Source organism: Streptomyces hamibioticus, assembly GCF_047946815.1.
In the GTDB taxonomy this organism is placed as follows: domain Bacteria; phylum Actinomycetota; class Actinomycetes; order Streptomycetales; family Streptomycetaceae; genus Streptomyces.
This window is the reverse complement of sequence record NZ_JBKKQY010000001.1, coordinates 4045743-4063330: the sequence shown is the minus strand read 5'-3', so window position 1 is coordinate 4063330 and position 17588 is coordinate 4045743. Positions and strand designations below refer to the sequence as shown.

Below are 17588 nucleotides of genomic sequence, written 5' to 3'. Positions count from 1 at the left end.
CGCGGGTGCCGATCCGCGCCGCTGGTGGGGCCTGGTGGTCATCGCCCTCGCCCAGCTGATGGTCGTCCTCGACGCGACCATCGTGAACATCGCCCTCCCCTCCGCCCAGCGCGACCTGGGCATATCCGACGGCAACCGGCAATGGGTGATCACCGCCTACACCCTCGCCTTCGGCGGCCTGCTGCTGCTCGGCGGCCGGATCGCCGACCTCGCCGGACGCAAACGCACCTTCGTCATCGGCCTCGTCGGCTTCGCCGCCGCCTCCGCCCTCGGCGGCGCCGCCACCGGCCCCGCCATGCTCTTCGGGGCCCGCGCCCTCCAGGGGGTCTTCGCCGCCGTCCTCGCCCCGTCCGCACTGTCCCTGCTGACCACGACGTTCACCGACCCCAGGGAACGCGGCAAGGCCTTCGGCATCTACGGCGCCCTGGCCGGCAGCGGCTCCGCCATCGGCTTCATCGTCGGCGGCGTCCTCACCGAGTACCTCGACTGGCGCTGGTGCCTGTACGTGAACGCCCCCATCGCCGCCGTCGCCGTGATCGGCGCCCTCGCCCTCCTGCACGACCGCCCCGCCCGCACCGGCGCCCGCCTCGACGTCCCCGGCGTGCTCCTCGGCTGCGGCGGACTCGTCGCCCTCGTCTACGGCTTCAGCGAGGCGGAGTCCCGCGGCTGGACCGACGCCCTCGTCCTCGGCTGCTTCGCCGCGGCCGTCGTCCTGCTCACCGCGTTCGTCCGGTGGCAGTCCCGCGCCCCGATGCCGCTGCTCCCGCTGCGCATCGTCCGCGACCGCAACCGCGCCGGCTGCTTCCTGACCATGATGCTCGCCGTCACCGGCATGTTCGGCCTGTTCCTGTTCATGACCTACTACCTCCAGGTCATCCTCGGCTACTCGCCCGTCCGGACCGGCCTCGCCTTCCTGCCGCTGACCGCCGCGATCATCACCGGTTCCACCCAGGTCTCCGCCCGGCTCCTGCACCACGTCGCCCCGCGCATGCTGCTGGTCCCGGGCATGCTCCTCGCCGCCGGCGGCATGGGGCTGCTCACCCGGATGACCGTGCACTCCTCCTACGCGGCCGAGATCATGCCCGCGCTCATCCTGCTGGGCCTCGGCATGGGCCTGACCTTCATGCCGGTCTTCGCCACCGCCACCGCCGGCGTGGCACCCCAGGACTCCGGCGTGACCTCCGCGACCGTCAACACCGCACAGCAGGTCGGCGGTTCCATCGGGACGGCCCTGCTCAACACCGTCGCCACCACCACCAGCGCGGCCTGGATCACCGCGCACCTCACCGACCCCGCCCAGCGGGAGGCGCTCACCCGGGAGGGCGTCGTCCACGGCTACACGGTCGCCATCTGGCTGGCCGCCGGCGTCATGCTGCTGGCGGCCCTGGTCGCGGGCCTGATGGTGACCGCCCGGGCCCCGAAACACGGCACCCCGGCCGAACGGCCGGTGTCCGAACCGGTGGCCTGAGGGGGAACGGCGGGGACCCGGCACACCACCGGGCCCCCGCCATCAATCGTCCGTCGGCCACACCCCCGGCCCCACGACGGCCCCCGGCGCCCCTCAGTGCCGCCCCGCCACCCGGTCCGCCACCCGCGCCAACCGCGACGAACCCGTGCTGTGCGACGCCGCCTCCCGCCGGTCCGCCGCCCGGTACACCGCGTACATCCCCTGCACCCCCAGCCAGCGCAACGGCTCCGGCTCCCAGCGCCGCACCCGGTGCCCCACCCACGGCAGCTCCGTCAGCTCCGTGCTCCCCGCCTGCCCCGAGGCCTGCTGCACCAGATCGCACAGCGTCCGCGCCGCCAGGTTCGCCGTCGCCACCCCCGAACCGACGTACCCGCCGGCCCAGCCCAGCCCCGTCGACCGGTCCAGCGTGACCGTCGCGCACCAGTCCCGCGGCACCCCCAGCACCCCCGACCAGGCATGCTCGATCCGCACCCCGGCCAGCGACGGGAAGAACCCCACCAGGATCTCCCGCAGCGCCGCCACCGTCGCCGCCTGCGTACTCCCGTCGCTGTCCGTCCGCGACCCGAAGCGGTACGGCACCCCGCGCCCGCCCAGCGCGATCCGCCCGTCCGCCGTGCGCTGCGCGTACATGTACGCGTGCGCCATGTCGCCCAGCGTCTGACGCCCCTCCCAGCCGATCGCCGCCCACCGCTCCCCGGACAGCGGCTCCGTCGCGATCATCGACGAGTTCATCGGCAGCCACGTCCGCCGCTGCCCCTTCAGCGACGCCGTGAACCCCTCCGTGCAGCGCAGCACGTACGGCGCCCGGACCGTCCCGTACGGCGTCACCGCGTGCCCCTGCCGGATCTCCGTCACCGGCGTCGACTCGTGGACGGTCACCCCGAGCGCCTCGACCGCCGCAGCGAGCCCCTTGACCAGCTTCACCGGATGCACCCGCGCCCCGTGCGGGGTCCACGACGACCCCACCGCGTCGGCCACCCGGATCCGCTCGGCCGTCTCCCGGGCCCCGTACAGCTCCCGGTCCTTCTCCCCGAACGCCAGCTCCGCCTCGTGGAACGCCCGCAACCGCGCCAGCTGCGCGGGCGTACGCGCCACCTCCAGCACCCCGCCCTTGTGCACGTCCGCGTCGAAACCCTCCGCCTCGACGACCCGGATCACCTCGTCCACGGTGGCGTTCATCGCCCGCTGCAGCCGCACCGCCGCCTCATGGCCGTGCAGCTTCGCGTACCGGTCCCGCCCGGCGACCCCGTTGTACAGCCAGCCCCCGTTGCGCCCGGAGGCCCCGTAGCCGCAGAACTTCTGCTCCAGCACCGTGATCCGCAGGAACGGCGCCGCCTTCTTCAGGTAGTACGCCGTCCACAGCCCCGTGTATCCGCCCCCGACGATCACCACATCCGCCGACGCGTCCCCGCCGAGCGGCTCCCGCACCGCCGGAAGCCCGTCGTCCACGTACCAGAAGGAAATGCCACCGTTCACGACACCGCTGGTCGAGCTGCTCATGCCGGGACGTTAACCCGCACCGACACCGCCTGTCTGCTGCGGAATCCGTGGACTTCCACCCGCCCCCGGCGCCGGACAAGCGCATGCGCCCGCTTATTCGCATGCGCCCGCCCGAGGCCGCCCGTACCGTCACCTCACGTGATCGACATCCCGGACGCCCTCGCCGCCGCCCAGGCGAAGTACAACGGAGCGGCCGGCCGCGCCTTCATCGCCGGCCTGCCCGCCCTCGCGGCCGACTGCCTCGACCGCTGGGACCTGCGCCTGGACGGCCCCTCCATGCACGGCTGGGCCGCCCTCGTACTGCCCGTGGTCCGCCGCCACGACGACACCCCCGCCGTCCTCAAGCTCCAGCTCCTCGACGACGAGACCGAGGACGAACCGACCGCCCTGCGCCTGTGGAACGGCGACGGCGCCGTCCACCTCCTCGACCACGACCCGGCCACCGGCACCATGCTCCTGGAGCGCCTCGACCCCTCCCGCATGCTCAGCCACGTCGAGGACTCCCGCGAGGCCGTCCTCGTCATCGCCCGCCTCCTCCGCCACCTCACCGTCACCCCCGCCCCGCCGGGCATGCGCCGCCTCGGCGACATCGCCCGCGCCCTGCTCGACGAGACCCCCCGGGCGCTGGAGCGCGTCCCCGACCCGACCGCCCGCCGCCTGCTCGCCGACTGCGCCGCCGCCGTACGCGAGGTCGTGGACGAGCCCGGCGACCGCCTCCTCCACTGGGACCTGCACTACGACAACGTCCTCGCCTCCGAGCGCGCCCCCTGGCTCGCCATCGACCCCAAACCCCTCGCCGGCGACCCCGGCTTCGACCTCCTCCCGGCCATCGACAACCGCTACGACCCCGGCGAGGTCCACTGGCGCTTCGACGCGATGACGGAAGTCCTGGGCCTGGACCGGGACCGGGCCCGCGCCTGGACGCTCGGCCGCGTCCTGCAGAACTGCCTGTGGAACGTGGCGGACGGGGACCCGGTGGAGGAGGAGCAACTGGAGATCGCGGAGCTGCTCGGGTAAGCCCCGGCACGGCGACGGCCCCCGCCTGTCGCAGGCGGGGACCGTCGCCGTGGTGAAAGAGCCCCCTGTCGGATTCGAACCGACGACCTTCGCTTTACAAGAGCGGCGCTCTAACCAGCTGAGCTAAGGAGGCACCGCGCACGCGCCCGCGCGGAGGCGGCTCCACTGTACACAGACCCCGATTCCTCCAGCCACGGACTTCTGTGTGTGGCAGGCCGCACAGCCGGACCGCGAAGCCCCTCCACCGCCCGTCGAAAGTTCCGGCGAAGTTCACAGCACCCCGGCTACTGACAGAACAGGTGAACGCCAGGTACCGTCCTGAGCCAGTTCACACGTGTGGACTACACCACAACGGTTCCACCCGTCGTGGCTCCACCTTCCTACAACGGATCGTCCGGCACGTTCCTGCCGGTAGAAGGGGGCCCATTCACCATGGCCACAGTTACGTTCGACAAGGCGACCCGGATCTACCCGGGTTCCGAGAAGCCCGCCGTCGACGCACTCGACATCGCGATCGAGGACGGGGAGTTCCTCGTCCTGGTCGGCCCGTCCGGCTGCGGCAAGTCCACCTCGCTCCGGATGCTCGCGGGGCTCGAGGACGTGAACGCCGGCGCCATCCGCATCGGTGACCGCGACGTCACGCACCTGCCGCCGAAGGACCGGGACATCGCCATGGTGTTCCAGAACTACGCGCTCTACCCGCACATGACGGTCGCGGACAACATGGGCTTCGCGCTGAAGATCGCGGGCGTCAACAAGGCGGAGATCCGGCAGAAGGTCGAGGAGGCCGCGAAGATCCTCGACCTCACCGAGTACCTGGACCGCAAGCCGAAGGCCCTCTCCGGCGGTCAGCGCCAGCGTGTGGCGATGGGCCGCGCGATCGTGCGTGAGCCGCAGGTGTTCCTCATGGACGAGCCGCTGTCCAACCTGGACGCCAAGCTGCGTGTCTCCACCCGTACGCAGATCGCCTCGCTCCAGCGCCGCCTGGGCATCACGACCGTGTACGTCACCCACGACCAGGTCGAGGCCATGACCATGGGCGACCGGGTCGCGGTGCTGAAGGACGGCCTGCTCCAGCAGGTCGACTCCCCCCGGAACATGTACGACAAGCCCGCCAACCTCTTCGTCGCCGGCTTCATCGGCTCGCCCGCGATGAATCTCATCGAGGTGCCGATCACCGACGGCGGCGTGAAGTTCGGCAACAGCGTGGTGCCGGTCAGCCGCGAGGCCCTCGCGTCCGCCGCCGACAGGGGCGACCGTACGGTCACCGTCGGCGTCCGCCCGGAGCACTTCGACGTGGTGGAGCTGAACGGCGCGGCGTCCGCGTCCCTGTCGAAGGACGCCGAGGACGCCCCGGCGGGCATGGCGGTCGCGGTGAACGTCGTGGAGGAGACCGGCGCCGACGGGTACATCTACGGCACGGTCGACGTCGGCGGTGAGTCGAAGGACCTGGTGGTCCGGGTCAGCAGCCGCGCGGTGCCGGAGAAGGGCTCGACCGTGCACGTCGTGCCGCGGCCGGGCGAGGCGCACGTGTTCTCCTCGTCCACCGGTGAGCGCCTCACCGGCTGAGGTTCACCCGCGTTGACGAAAAAGGGCCCCGCGACTTGCTGCGGGGCCCTTCCCGTTGTCGACAAATACCCCGGCACATCGGACGTTTCGAGCGGTGTGCGTCAACCTGTCACCCCGCGCGGAGCGCTTTCTCGTCCCTCGAACCGGTGACCAAATGTCGCCAAATCATTACCGCGCGCTACCCTCACTCGCGTGAAGCACTCCGTGAAGCACTCCACCACCCCACAGACGCGACGCGGCCGGGGCCCCGCCCGCCGGATCGGCCGCTCCCTCGCCCTCGTCCTGCCCGTCGTCCTGGTGCTGTCCGGGACGCTCGCGGTCACCCGGGTCAACTGGTCCGGGAGCCCCTCGGACTCGGTGCTCACCGCCTCGGAGGCGACCGCGTCGAAGGCGTCCTCGCCCGCCGCGGCCCGCGCCCCGCACGAGGTGCTGCGCGACCGGCTGCTGACCGAGTTGCAGGAGGAGGATCCGGGCGTCGCGCTCACCCACCTCCAGCAGGCGGTCAACGACCGTCCCTCGCTGGCCAGGCACTGCGCGTCCATCGCCCGCGCCCTGGGCCGCGCCGCGGTGCGGGTGTACGGCCCGACGCGCGCCCAGTCGTACGCCCGCCCCGTCTGCGACACCGCCTTCGCCTCGGGGGTGCTGGCCGCGCACGGCTGAGCATGGCGGCGACCGTGCACGGCAGCGGCTGAACGCCGCGGGCGGGACGCCACGTACAGTTCGGGCATGACCGATCCGAGCGCTGCGTCCCGCCGCCCCGTGCAAGCCGTCGTCCTGGCCGGCGGACAGGGTTCCCGGCTGCGTCCGTACACCGACGACCGGCCCAAGCCGATGGTCGAGATCCCCGGTACGGGGACGCCGATCATCGGCCATCAGCTTTCCTGGCTCGCCGAAGAGGGCGTCACGGACGTGGTGGTCTCCTGCGGCCATCTCGCCGAGGTACTGCAGGAGTGGCTGCAGAACACCGAACTGCCCGTCTCCGTCACGACCGTCGTGGAGACCGAGCCCCTCGGCCGCGGCGGCGGCCTGAAGTACGCCGCCGCGCATCTCCCCCACCCGGACCGGCCCTGGTACGCCACGAACGGCGACATCTGGACCCGGTTCTCGCTGCGTGACATGGCGGACTTCCACGCCGAGCGGGGCGCCGTGGCGACGCTGGCGCTGGCCCGTCCGCGGCTGCCGTGGGGCGCGGTGAAGACCGACGGCTTCGGCCACATCACGGACTTCATCGAGGCACCGCCGTCCACGTTCGAGATCAACGCGGGGGTGTACGTCTTCTCCGCCGGGTTCGCGGAGCTGCTCCCGGAGCGCGGTGACCACGAGCGGACGACGTTCCCGAGGCTGGCCCGGGAGCGCCGGCTGGCCGGTTTCCCGATCCCGCAGGGTTCCTACTGGCGGGCGATCGACACGGCGAAGGACCTGACCGAGGCGGCGAAGGAGCTGGCGGCGCTGGTGCGTTGAGCGTCCTGCGGCCGAGGGCATACGGCGACGGGGTCCCGCACGATGGATGTGCGGGACCCCGTCGCCGTACTGCGCGGCTGCCGCCGCCGGGGCCTGGGCTAGCCGAGCAGGCCGCCCACGAGCCCCGGGCGTCCGGTGCCGGACGAGCCGCCGTCGCCGCTGCCGGACTCGCTGCCGGTCTCGCTGCCGGTGCCGCCGGTCGGGTCGCTGCCGTCGCCGCCGGTGGCGCTGCCCCCGCTGGTCGGGCCGGCGCTGGTGCTCGGGGCCTGGGCGCCGCCCGGGGAGCTCTGCTGCGGCGGGGCCTGGCCGGTGGTGCCCTGGGTCTGGCTGGGCGTACCGCCGGCGGTGCGGCCGGTGTCGCGGGTCGCACCGGGGGTGGCGGCGCCGGACGGGCCGGAGGAGCCGGAGGTCCCGGAGGAGGTGGTGCCCCGGGTGGGCGAGGAGGAGCTCTCGGGGTTGGTCCGCTGCCGCTCGCCGGGGTCCCTGGGGAGCGGGGAGCCGGGCAGTTCGTTGCGCGGGGCCTCGCCGGGTCCGGGGACGACGACGCGGTCGGCGTCGCGGACGGCACCGCCGAGCAGGGAGCCGACCAGCAGGGTGACGCCGGTGACGAGGAAGGTCACGAGGGCGCCGCGGCGCAGCACGTAGCGGCGCAGGTCCCAGATGGCGACGTGGGGTCCGAGGCGGCGCCAGGCACTGCCGGCGAGGCGGCCGTCGACGGAGTAGACGGGAGCGCCGGCGATGATCAGCGGGGACCAGGCGGCGAGGTAGATGATGTCGGGGGCGTCGTAGACCGGGACGGCCTTCCAGCTGACCGTGACGAGCAGCGCCGCGGAGAGCATCGCGCCGATGACTGCGGCGACCCGCTGCCAGCAGCCGAGGACCGTCAGGACGCCGACGATGACCTGGAGGAAGGCGATGACCAGGCCGGAGCCGATCGGGTGGGCGAGGGCGAACTGCCGCAGGGGCTCGGCGACTTCCCACGGGTGCAGGGTGTTGAGCCAGGTGACCATGGAGCCGCGCTTGCCGCCGTCGAAGTAGACGGGGTCGCAGAGCTTGCCCATGCCGGCGTAGATGGAGATGAAGCCGAGGAAGACCCGCAGGGGCAGCAGCACGACGCCGAGGTTCATGCGGCGGCCGGGGTAGTAGGCGTGCCGTGCCGGGTCGTCGCCGTGGCGGCGGCCGGGGCGCTCGGTGCCGTCGGCGTCGGCGTTGTCCGGGTCGGCGCCGGCGGCCGGGTCGTCGTCGAAGCCCTCGTCGCCGTAGGCGGGGTCGGCGTAGCCGGGTTCGTCGTAGGCGCTGCCGACGGTGCGCATGGCGGGCAGCAGCCGGGTGCCGTCGGGGTGGCCCGGGGTGCGCTGGGCGCCGACGACGGGGGTCGGGACGGTCTGCGTGGTGAGGTCGTCGTCGTATTCGTCGGCGGGGCCGTCGAAGCCGACGCGGGGGATGACCTGGGTGGCGCCGGCGTCCGCGGTCGTGTCGGCGGCCGGGTCGTCGGGATGGCGGCCGGCGCCGGCCCGCACGGCCTGGAGGAGACGGTGGGCGCCGGTGTCGTCCGGGTCGGACTTGCCGCTCCAGACGACGGGCCGGCGGCGGGCGGGTGCGGCGCCCGCGGTGACCCCCGCGGCGGCGCCCGCGTGCTGGGCCGGGCCGACGGCGGGGATCGGGGCGGTGTCCTGGGCGGCGGTCAGGTGCCGCGCGACCCGCGGGGAGCGGGCGCGTCGCGCCGAGGCGCCCAGCTGCACGCGGAAGCTCGCGTGATTGACGATGACCTGGGCCGGGTCGCTCGGCACCTTCACCATGCTCAGCGCGGGAGCGTCGTCGATTCCCGACGAGCGGTCCCCCGTGGGTGTGCGGGGTGTTCTGGTGTCCACACTCATCTAACCGAGTGACGTGACGTTAGGACACTGCTTTGACCCGCCGGATCTGTCCGGACCCCGTCAAGCTTGTCCGGACCGCCGGGAACACCCCGTTCGGACTACAGAGCCGAACACCCGTTCAAGCACCGGCCGTCGTCAGGCCCGTCGCCGCGCCGCCTCGTACAGCACGATGCCCGCGGCGACACCCGCGTTGAGCGACTCGGCACCGCCCGGCATCGGGATCCGCACCCGGAAGTCGCACGTCTCGCCGACCAGCCGGGACAGGCCCTTGCCCTCGCTGCCGACGACCACCGCCACCGGGCCCTGCAGGGCCTCCAGGTCGCCGAGTTCGACATCGCCGTCGGCGGCCAGGCCGACGACCACGACCCCGGCCTTCTTGTACGCCTCCAGGGCGCGCGTCAGGTTGGTGGCGCGGGCCACCGGCGTGCGGGCGGCCGTACCGGCGGACGTCTTCCAGGCGCCCGCGGTCATACCGGCGGCACGCCGCTCGGGGACCACGACGCCGTGGCCGCCGAAGGCGGAGACGGACCGGACGACGGCACCCAGGTTGCGGGGGTCGGTGACCCCGTCCAGGGCGACGATCAGCGGGTCCTCGCCCTCGTCGGCGGCGGCATCGAGCAGGCCCTCGGGGTGGGCGTACTCGTACGGCGGGACCTGGAGCACGAGCCCCTGGTGGTTCAGCCCGTTGGTCATGCGGTCCAGCTCGGGGCGCGGGGCCTCCATCAGGTTGAGGTCACCGCGCTCGGCGGCGAGCTGGAGCGCCTCGCGGACGCGCTCGTCGTTGTCGATGAACTGCTGGACGTAGAGCGTGGTGGCGGGCACGCCCTCGCGCAGCGCCTCGAAGACGGGGTTGCGGCCGACGACCAGTTCCGAGGTGGACCGGCCGCCGCCGCGCCTGCCCTGCGTGCGCCCGTGGGCGCGGCGGGCCTTGGCCTGCGCGGCGCGCTGCTTGGCGTGTCCCTTGCGCATCTCGGCGGGGGGCGTCGGCCCCTTGCCCTCCAGGCTCCGGCGCCGCTTGCCGCCGCTGCCGACCTGCGCGCCCTTCTTGCCGGACATGCGGCGGTTGTTCGCGGCCATGAGTTACCAGTCTCGCTCTCTTACGGAGGTGTGCGTCGTTCGTGCGTCTTGTTCGTGCGTCTTGTTTCGTGCGTCTTATGCAGTGTGCCGCCCGGAGAGCCGGGCGGCACACTTGATCAAGCAGTGCGGGCCTAGCGGGAGCCGAGGCTCCAGCGCGGGCCCTGCGGGCTGTCCTCGATGACCAGGCCGGACCGGTTCAGCTGGTCGCGGATGGCGTCCGCGGTCGGCCAGTCCTTGCGGGCCCGGGCGGCCTCCCGCTGTTCGAGGACCAGACGGACGAGGTCGTCGACGACGCCGTGCAGCTCCTGGCCCCGGTCGTCCTCGCTCGCCCAGTGCGCGTCGAGCGGGTCCAGGCCGAGCACGCCGAGCATGGCGCGGACCTCGGCCAGGCGGGCCACGGCGGCCTCCTTGTCGTCGGCGGCCAGCGCGCTGTTGCCCTGCCGGACGGTGGTGTGCACGACGGCCAGCGCCTGCGGCACGCCGAGGTCGTCGTCCATGGCGTCGGCGAAGGCGGGCGGCACGTCGGCGGCGGGCTCGACGGCTCCCCCGGCCAGTTCGGTGACACGCTGCACGAAGCCCTCGATGCGGGCGAACGCCGCCTCGGCCTCGTGCAGCGCCTCCTCGCTGTACTCGATGGTCGAGCGGTAGTGCGGGGTGCCCAGGTAGTACCGCAGCACGATCGGGCGCCACTGCTTGACCATCTCGGAGACGAGCACGCTGTTGCCGAGCGACTTCGACATCTTCTCGCCGCTCATGGTGACCCAGGCGTTGTGCACCCAGTACCGGGCGAACGCGTCGCCGAAGCCCTCGGCCTGGGCGATCTCGTTCTCGTGGTGCGGGAAGATCAGGTCGATGCCGCCGCCGTGGATGTCGAACTCGCTGCCCAGGTACTTGTGGGCCATCGCGGAGCACTCCAGGTGCCACCCCGGCCGCCCCCGCCCCCACGGCGTCTCCCAGCTCGGCTCCCCGGGCTTGGCCGCCTTCCACATGGCAAAGTCCCGCGGGTCCCGCTTGCCGGTCTCGCCCTCGCCGGCGGGCTGACGCAGCTCGTCCAGGTCCTGGTTGGACAGCGACAGGTATCCGGGCAGCGACCGTACGTCGAAGTAGACGTTGCCGTCGGCCTCGTAGGCGTGGCCGCGCTCGATGAGCGTCCGCATCATCTCGACCATCTCGGTGATGTGGCCGGTGGCGCGGGGCTCGTAGGTGGGCGGCAGGCAGCCGAGGGCGGTGTAGGCGTCGTCGAACGCCCGCTCGTTCTCGTAGCCGATGGACCACCAGGGGCGGTTCTGCTCCGCCGCCTTCTTGATGATCTTGTCGTCGATGTCGGTGACGTTGCGGATGAACGTGACCTCGTAGCCGCGGTACGCGAACCAGCGGCGCATGATGTCGAAGTTCAGCCCGGACCGGATGTGCCCGATGTGCGGGGCGGCCTGCACGGTGGCACCGCACAGGTAGATCGAGACACAGCCCTCGGTGAGCGGGGTGAAGTCACGGATCTGCCGGGCGCTGGTGTCGTACAGGCGAATAGTCACGTGTCCAGGGTAGTGGGCGCCGGCCAGTGCCTCGCCCCCGTTCCCCCCACTCCCCGACCACCGCCCCCGGCCCTCACCACCGGCTTCCCACCCACCGGAGCCGGAGGGCGACGCGCACCCCTCGGCCGACCGAGCCGGCAGGACGACGCGCACTCCTCGGCCGACCGAGTCGGGAGGCGACGGCACTTCATGGCCGACCGAGTCGGGAGGCGGCGGTGCTTCTTGGCCGACCGAGTCGGGTGGTGGGGTGGGCACAGGCCCGGGGGTCCAGGGGGCGGGAGCCCCCTGGCGGGGTCGCAGGGGCGGAGCCCCGGCCACTCCCGGCCACCCTGGCCGCCCCGGCCACCCCGGCCGCCCCGGCCGCCCCGGCCACCCTGGCCGCCCGGCCGTCAGCCGACCCGCACCACCAGCGCCGTGGCCACCGCCATCAGCCCCTCCCCCCTCCCCGGAAACCCGAGCCCGTCCGTCGTCGCCCCCGACACGGACACCGGCGCCCCGGCAGCCTCCGAAAGGACCTTCTGCGCTTCCTCCCGCCGCTTGCCGATCTTCGGCCGGGCCCCGACGACCTGCACGGCGACGTTCCCGATCCGGAAGCCGGCCGCGCGCACGATCCGCGCGGCCTCCGTCAGCAGCGTCACCCCGGACGCACCGGACCACTCCGGCCGCCCGGTCCCGAAGTGCTGCCCCAGGTCACCGAGCCCGGCGGCGGAGAACAGCGCGTTGCAGGCGGCGTGCGCGACGACGTCCGCGTCGGAGTGCCCGGCCAGCCCGGGCCCCTCGCCCTCCCACTTCAGCCCCGCGCACCACAGCTCGCGGCCGTCCTCGAAGGCGTGGATGTCGGTGCCGATGCCGACCTGGGGCAGCGGCGGGACCCTCTCGTCGTACGACTCAGAAGCCATCGTTGAGCCTCCGCCGTGCCAGGACCGCCTCCGCGAGCACCAGGTCGAGGGGACGGGTGACCTTGAACGCCTCCTCGTGGCCGGGCACGGCCACGACCGTGGTGCCGAGCTGCTCGACCATGCCGGCGTCGTCGGTGACATCGCCGGTCACCGTCTCGTGGGCACGGACCAGCGTGGCCCGGTGGAAGCCCTGCGGGGTCTGCACCGCGCGCAGCCGGGAACGCTCCGGCGTCGCCACGACCGGTTCCGGCTCTCCGGGGGTGCCGGCGGGCTCGACCTGCTTGACGGTGTCGGCGAGCGGCAGCGCCGGGACCACGGCGGGCGCGCCCTCGCGTACGGCCTCGATCACCGCGTCCACGGTGTCGACGGGGACCAGCGGCCGGGCCGCGTCGTGGACGAGCACGATGTCGTAGCCGGGCGGCAGCGCGTCCAGGCCGAGCCGCACGGACTCCTGCCGGGACTCGCCGCCGGGCACGACGCGGAAGTCGGTCCGCTCGGGCAGGGAGTGCGCGTCGAGGAGGCTCTTGACCTCGGCGGCGCCGTCGGGCGGGGCCACCACGACGACCAGGGAGACGGCGCGGGAAGCGGCCATCGCGCGGACGGCGTGGATGAGCATGGGCGTGCCGCCCAGTGCCCGCAGTGCCTTGGGCGCGCCCGGACCGAGGCGCACGCCGCGGCCGGCGGCGGGGATCACGGCGGCGGTACGGGCACTCGCGGCGGTGTGCGCGGCCGAGTGCGTGGCGGTCTGCGCGGCGCTGTGCGCAGCGGCCGCCGCGGGCGAGGGGCGCGAATCGTCAGACATCGGTTCCTGTCAGGTTTGTGGGCTGGCCTGGCGTGGGTATGGCCTGGGGAGTGCCGGGTGCGACGCCCCGACCGGACCCTTCCGTGACGTCGGTCGAGCCAGCTGCCCGGGCCCGGCACACCAGGACTCGGGGTCGGGTGGAGAGCGTACGGACGACGTCCGGGTACGAACATGCCGCAGCGCCCGGCGACGGCAAATGCGTCATCGGGCACCGCGGCATTTCATGTGCTGATTCGTGTGCTGAACCGAGCGGCTCCGCCTCGGATCAGGAGGCGAGCACCTCGTCGAGCAGGGCTTCGGCCTTGTCCTCGTTGGTGTTCTCCGCGAGGGCCAGCTCGCTCACCAGGATCTGGCGGGCCTTGGCGAGCATGCGCTTCTCACCAGCGGAGAGTCCACGCTCGCGCTCACGGCGCCACAGGTCACGCACGACTTCCGCGACCTTGATGACGTCGCCGGAGGCGAGCTTCTCCAGATTTGCCTTGTAACGACGCGACCAGTTCGTGGGCTCCTCGGCGTACGGCGCGCGCAGCACCTCGAAGACCCGGTCCAGCCCGTCCTGACCGACCACATCACGCACGCCGACGAACTCCGCATTGTCCGCTGGCACACGTACCGTCAGGTCACCCTGGGCGACCTTCAGCACCAAGTAGGTCTTGTCCACGCCTTTGATCTGGCGAGTTTCGATAGCCTCGATCAGCGCGGCCCCGTGATGGGGATAGACCACGGTGTCGCCAACCTTGAACGTCATGTGACAGGTACCCCTTCCGTGGCTATCCAGGGTAACACGGATACGGCGGCTTCTGAATGGCGTTTTCGCAGGTCAGGGCATATCTCGGGGCTTGACAACAGCAACAGGAACGTGCTTCGCGGGGTGAGCGGAAGAAGGTATTCGCAGGTGGGAGCCGCTCTCCGGGCCGAGCGAAACGGGCCCGTTACACGCCTCCACAACCCCCTCCCGGCGGACAAACATCCCCATATGTCCGGTTTCACGTGCACGACTTCCGCTACTCCGTTCGGTGACCGTCGTGGGCTTCCGGACGAATCCGAAATTGATCACGGGGCCGGCGGCGAGCTCGATCACGGGACCATCACGAGGCCCCTCGCCGGACGGCCGGTGATCAATTCCGGGACACCCGCGCATTCCTTCACGGAAATTTCGCGATCCGCCGTGTGGCGTATGCCGGGGTTCCGCCGGGGGTTCCCGCGACGCACTTATGTGAATGGCGGACGAGCGGCGCTCAATGTGACCCGCGCATCACTTCTGTCACACCGGCCGGTGTTCCGGCCTGCCGCACCGGCCGGTGTTCCGGCCTGCCGCACCGGGCGGCGTTCCGGCCGGTGCCGGACGCCGCCGCCTCCGCTGCCGCCTGCCGGGCGAAGCCGACCGGCCGGATGTCCTCGCGGGGAGGGTCGGGTGCGGCGGCCCGGGACCGGCTCGCTAACCTAGGGCCCGCTGACCATCACTTAGGGCGGCTTTATCCGTTGCCGCCGTCTCGCACGAGTCAAGGAGTTGCCGCCGCCGTGAGCAGCAGCCTTCGACGCGGCGCCCTCGCCGCCGCCGCCATCGCCTTCGTTCTCCCGCTCGCCGCGTGCGGCGCCGGCAACAACGCGCAGACGCTGGGGGTCAGGCCGGACCACGCGGCGACGTCCGTCGGCGACATCGAGATCCAGAACGCCATCCTCATCACGCAGCCCGACCGGGAGTCGACGGGCCCGGCCGCGGTCTCCGCCACCGTGTTCAACAGCGGCCGCACCGACCAGACCCTGGAGTCGATCCGGGTCGACGGCACGGACCTGTCCGCCGAGCTGAAGCCCGCCGAGGGCAGCGGCGACGTGGTCGTCCCGGCCGGCGGCTCGGTGATCCTCGGCGGCGAGGGCAACGCCTCGGCCGAGCTGCCGAACGGCGGGCAGGCCTTGCGTCAGGGCGACGCCCAGAAGGTCACCTTCAGCTTCAGCGAGACCGGTGACGTGTCCCTGGAGGCGTTCGTGGTCCCGGCCGAGGGCTACTACGCCTCGTGGGGCCCGAGCGACGTCCCGGCGGCCCCGGGCGCGTCCGGGAAGCCGTCGGCCGACGAGTCGGACCCGGCGCAGGACTCCCACGGCGAGCCGGCCGAGGGCGGGTCGGACCACGCCTCCGGCACCCCGTCCGGCGCGGAGTCCGGCCCGGCCGCGGGTTCGGGCACCGAGTCGGGCGCCCCGGGCGACGCCGCCTCCGCCTCCGCCGGTGCGACGGCGACGGCGGGCGCCGGCCACTGAGCCGACGTACGACAGCACGACACCGCGACGAGAAGGGCGGGGCCTCACCGAGGCCCCGCCCTTCTCGTCGTACGCCGGTTCACGGCCGAAGCCGTACGCCGGTCTACGGCTCGAACTTGTAGCCCAGCCCGCGGACCGTCACCAGGTACCGGGGCGCGCCCGGGTCCGGCTCGATCTTGGCGCGGAGGCGCTTGACATGGACGTCGAGGGTCTTGGTGTCACCGACGTAGTCGGCGCCCCAGACGCGGTCGATGAGCTGCATGCGGGTCAGCACCCGGCCGGCGTTGCGCAGCAGCATCTCCAGCAGGTCGAACTCCTTGAGCGGCAGGTCGACCTTGGAGCCGGCGACGGTCACCACGTGCCGGTCGACGTCCATCCGGACCGGGCCGGCCTCCAGCGCGGCCGGGGCCACCTCCTCCGGCTCGCCGCGACGGCGCAGCACGGCGCGGATGCGGGCGACCAGCTCCCGCGAGGAGAAGGGCTTGGTGACGTAGTCGTCGGCCCCTATCTCCAGTCCGACAACCTTGTCGATCTCGCTGTCCTTGGCGGTCACCATGATCACGGGAACGTTCGAGCGGCCGCGCAGCTGACGGCACACCTCGGTGCCCGGCAGGCCGGGCAGCATCAGGTCGAGGAGCACGAGGTCGGCGCCGTTGCGCTCGAACTCGTCGAGTCCGTCGGGCCCGGTGGTCGCGACGGCGACCTCGAAGCCCTCCTTGCGGAGCATGTACGACAGGGCGTCGGAGAAGGACTCCTCGTCCTCGACGACGAGCACACGGGTCACGGAAGGACCTCCGGGGCGGGAAGCGTTTCGTACGGGGATGTGTGAGGGGGTGAAGAGGACCGGCCGGCATCGTCGACGAGGCCGTCGCGGTCGGTACGGCGGCGAGCGCGGTCGCGGGACGGGCCCGCTTCCGGCAGCCGCAGGGTGAAGGTGGAGCCCTGGCCTTCGGCGCTCCACACCGTGATCTCCCCGCCGTGCGAGGCGACCACGTGCTTGACTATCGCGAGGCCGAGGCCGGTGCCTCCGGTGGCCCGGGACCGGGCCGGGTCGACGCGGTAGAAGCGCTCGAAGATGCGCTCCTTGTCCTTGTCGGAGATGCCGATGCCCTGGTCGGTCACCGCGATCTCGATCATGTCACCGCCCGTGGTGTTCACCCGGCGGGCGGCGATGCCGACGCGGGTACGGGCGGGCGAGTAGTTGACGGCGTTCTCGACGAGGTTGCCGAGGGCGGCGGCGAGCTGGCCGCGGTTGCCGGTGACGCGCAGATCGGCGGTGCCGCCCTCCCCTCGCCCGGTATCGCCCTGATCGGGCCCTTCGGGCGCCCCCACGTTCGCGGCCATGGTGATCTGCTTGGTGCCGGCCGCGTGCCGGCAGCGGTCGATGGCCTCGGCGACCAGCTCGTCCACCCGGACCGGCTCGGCGTCCTCCAGCGGATCGTCGTTCTGGACGCGCGAGAGGTCGATCAGCTCCTGCACCAGGTTGGTGAGCCGGGTGGCCTCGATCTGCATGCGCCCGGCGAACCGCTCCACGGCCTCGGGGTCGTCGGCGGCGTCCATGACGGCCTCGGAGAGCAGGGAGAGCGCGCCGACCGGCGTCTTCAGCTCGTGGCTCACGTTGGCGACGAAGTCGCGCCGCACCGCCTCGATGCGGCGGGCCTCGGTGAGGTCCTCGACGAGCAGGAGCACCAGCCGGGAGCCGAGCGGCGCCACCCGCGCGGAGACGGCCAGGGCGTCGCCCCGTCCGTTCCCCCGGCGGGGCAGGTCCAGCTCGACCTGGCGTATCTCGCCGTCCCGCCGGGTGTCGCGGGCCATCTGGAGCATGGGCTCGACGGCGAGCTTGCCGCCGCGGACCAGGCCGAGGGCGTACGCCGCCGAACTGGCCTTGACCACGGCGTCGGCCTCGTCGAGGACGACGGCCGAGGAGCGCAGTACGGACAGGACGGTGTCCACGCCGGGTGGCAGCACCGGGTCGGTGTGCAGCGAGGTCCGGGTCGGTCGCTTCTGCTCGCGCTCGCTCCAGCGGAACGCCAGCACGGCGATGGTGCCGGTGAGCACCCCGGCGATCGCTGCCGCTGCGGCGACCGCCGCGTTCACGTCCATGCATCCAGGTTAGGCACGGTGGAGTGT

The 17588-nt window shown here is 72.7% G+C and carries 15 protein-coding genes and 1 tRNA gene; 6 read left to right on the top strand and 10 right to left on the bottom strand.

Annotated elements, in window-relative coordinates; translation table 11 throughout:
• Nucleotides 1-34: 34 nt before the first annotated feature.
• A complete protein-coding gene (locus ACLGIH_RS18330) occupies nt 35-1468 on the top strand; it encodes an MFS transporter (protein ID WP_416526317.1) in 1434 nt (477 codons plus the stop codon).
• 93 nt (nt 1469-1561) lie between these two features.
• Here ACLGIH_RS18330 and ACLGIH_RS18325 read toward each other — a convergent pair whose 3' ends face one another.
• A complete protein-coding gene (locus ACLGIH_RS18325; protein WP_416526316.1) occupies nt 1562-2968 on the bottom strand; it encodes an NAD(P)/FAD-dependent oxidoreductase in 1407 nt (468 codons plus the stop codon).
• A 138-nt stretch (nt 2969-3106) separates the two neighbouring features.
• Between ACLGIH_RS18325 and ACLGIH_RS18320 the strand changes: the two genes are divergently transcribed.
• Nucleotides 3107-3985, top strand: coding sequence for an aminoglycoside phosphotransferase family protein (locus ACLGIH_RS18320; protein WP_416526315.1), 879 nt, complete (start codon nt 3107-3109; stop codon nt 3983-3985).
• A gap of 59 nt (nt 3986-4044) precedes the next feature.
• Here the strand turns inward: ACLGIH_RS18320 and ACLGIH_RS18315 are convergent.
• Nucleotides 4045-4118: transfer RNA gene (locus ACLGIH_RS18315), tRNA-Thr, on the bottom strand.
• A 299-nt stretch (nt 4119-4417) separates the two neighbouring features.
• Here ACLGIH_RS18315 and ACLGIH_RS18310 point away from each other — a divergent pair.
• From ACLGIH_RS18310 to ACLGIH_RS18300, 3 genes are all read left to right on the top strand, one after another.
• On the top strand, nt 4418-5554 hold the full coding sequence (locus ACLGIH_RS18310; RefSeq protein ID WP_416526314.1) for an ABC transporter ATP-binding protein: 1137 nt from the start codon (nt 4418-4420) through the stop codon (nt 5552-5554).
• Between the two features lie 204 nt (nt 5555-5758).
• Nucleotides 5759-6214, top strand: a complete 456-nt coding sequence (locus ACLGIH_RS18305; RefSeq protein ID WP_416529416.1) for a hypothetical protein — start codon at nt 5759-5761, stop codon at nt 6212-6214.
• Between the two features lie 66 nt (nt 6215-6280).
• The gene (locus tag ACLGIH_RS18300; RefSeq protein WP_416526313.1) at nt 6281-7015 is read left to right on the top strand and encodes a nucleotidyltransferase family protein; all 735 of its coding nucleotides are present in this window, start codon (nt 6281-6283) and stop codon (nt 7013-7015) included.
• A 98-nt stretch (nt 7016-7113) separates the two neighbouring features.
• On the opposite strand, the gene ACLGIH_RS18295 is transcribed toward ACLGIH_RS18300, so the two are convergent.
• The 6 genes from ACLGIH_RS18295 to ACLGIH_RS18270 form a co-directional block, all read right to left on the bottom strand.
• Nucleotides 7114-8892 (bottom strand): DoxX family protein, encoded by a 1779-nt coding sequence (locus ACLGIH_RS18295; RefSeq protein WP_416526312.1) that lies wholly within the window; start codon nt 8890-8892, stop codon nt 7114-7116.
• Between the two features lie 135 nt (nt 8893-9027).
• Nucleotides 9028-9969, bottom strand: coding sequence for a 23S rRNA (guanosine(2251)-2'-O)-methyltransferase RlmB (gene rlmB, locus ACLGIH_RS18290; protein WP_416526311.1), 942 nt, complete (start codon nt 9967-9969; stop codon nt 9028-9030).
• A gap of 131 nt (nt 9970-10100) precedes the next feature.
• Nucleotides 10101-11501: a cysteine--tRNA ligase gene (gene cysS, locus ACLGIH_RS18285; protein WP_416526310.1), complete on the bottom strand. Its 1401-nt coding sequence runs from the start codon at nt 11499-11501 to the stop codon at nt 10101-10103.
• A gap of 389 nt (nt 11502-11890) precedes the next feature.
• A complete protein-coding gene (ispF, locus tag ACLGIH_RS18280; RefSeq protein ID WP_416526309.1) occupies nt 11891-12400 on the bottom strand; it encodes a 2-C-methyl-D-erythritol 2,4-cyclodiphosphate synthase in 510 nt (169 codons plus the stop codon).
• Nucleotides 12390-13202 carry a 2-C-methyl-D-erythritol 4-phosphate cytidylyltransferase gene (gene ispD, locus ACLGIH_RS18275; protein ID WP_416526308.1) on the bottom strand — a complete coding sequence of 271 codons (813 nt, stop codon included), beginning with the start codon at nt 13200-13202 and terminating at the stop codon, nt 12390-12392. Before ispD ends, ispF begins: the two co-directional genes overlap by 11 nt.
• A gap of 265 nt (nt 13203-13467) precedes the next feature.
• A complete protein-coding gene (locus ACLGIH_RS18270) occupies nt 13468-13950 on the bottom strand; it encodes a CarD family transcriptional regulator (RefSeq protein WP_003953493.1) in 483 nt (160 codons plus the stop codon).
• Nucleotides 13951-14723: 773 nt separating this feature from the next.
• On the opposite strand from ACLGIH_RS18270, the gene ACLGIH_RS18265 reads away from it, so the two are divergent.
• Complete coding sequence (locus tag ACLGIH_RS18265) at nt 14724-15458, top strand: copper chaperone PCu(A)C domain-containing protein (protein ID WP_416526307.1); 735 nt, start codon at nt 14724-14726, stop codon at nt 15456-15458.
• Nucleotides 15459-15561: 103 nt separating this feature from the next.
• Here the strand turns inward: ACLGIH_RS18265 and phoP are convergent, their stop codons facing one another.
• Together phoP and phoR are read right to left on the bottom strand one after the other, a co-directional pair.
• Nucleotides 15562-16233, bottom strand: a complete 672-nt coding sequence (phoP, locus tag ACLGIH_RS18260; RefSeq protein WP_473246769.1) for a two-component system response regulator PhoP — start codon at nt 16231-16233, stop codon at nt 15562-15564.
• Between the two features lie 5 nt (nt 16234-16238).
• Nucleotides 16239-17561 carry a two-component system sensor histidine kinase PhoR gene (phoR, locus tag ACLGIH_RS18255; RefSeq protein WP_416526306.1) on the bottom strand — a complete coding sequence of 441 codons (1323 nt, stop codon included), beginning with the start codon at nt 17559-17561 and terminating at the stop codon, nt 16239-16241.
• Nucleotides 17562-17588: the final 27 nt, after the last annotated feature.

Bases quoted from the DNA above. Each gene is read 5' to 3' on its own strand.
- ACLGIH_RS18325 (WP_416526316.1), bottom strand. From the start codon at position 2,968: ATGAGCAGCTCGACCAGCGGTGTCGTGAACGGTGGCATTTCCTTCTGG.
- ACLGIH_RS18310 (WP_416526314.1), top strand. From the start codon at position 4,418: ATGGCCACAGTTACGTTCGACAAGGCGACCCGGATCTACCCGGGTTCC.
- ACLGIH_RS18300 (WP_416526313.1), top strand. From the start codon at position 6,281: ATGACCGATCCGAGCGCTGCGTCCCGCCGCCCCGTGCAAGCCGTCGTC.
- ACLGIH_RS18295 (WP_416526312.1), bottom strand. From the start codon at position 8,892: ATGAGTGTGGACACCAGAACACCCCGCACACCCACGGGGGACCGCTCG.
- rlmB (WP_416526311.1), bottom strand. From the start codon at position 9,969: ATGGCCGCGAACAACCGCCGCATGTCCGGCAAGAAGGGCGCGCAGGTC.
- ispF (WP_416526309.1), bottom strand. From the start codon at position 12,400: ATGGCTTCTGAGTCGTACGACGAGAGGGTCCCGCCGCTGCCCCAGGTC.
- ispD (WP_416526308.1), bottom strand. From the start codon at position 13,202: ATGTCTGACGATTCGCGCCCCTCGCCCGCGGCGGCCGCTGCGCACAGC.
- ACLGIH_RS18270 (WP_003953493.1), bottom strand. From the start codon at position 13,950: ATGACGTTCAAGGTTGGCGACACCGTGGTCTATCCCCATCACGGGGCC.
- phoR (WP_416526306.1), bottom strand. From the start codon at position 17,561: ATGGACGTGAACGCGGCGGTCGCCGCAGCGGCAGCGATCGCCGGGGTG.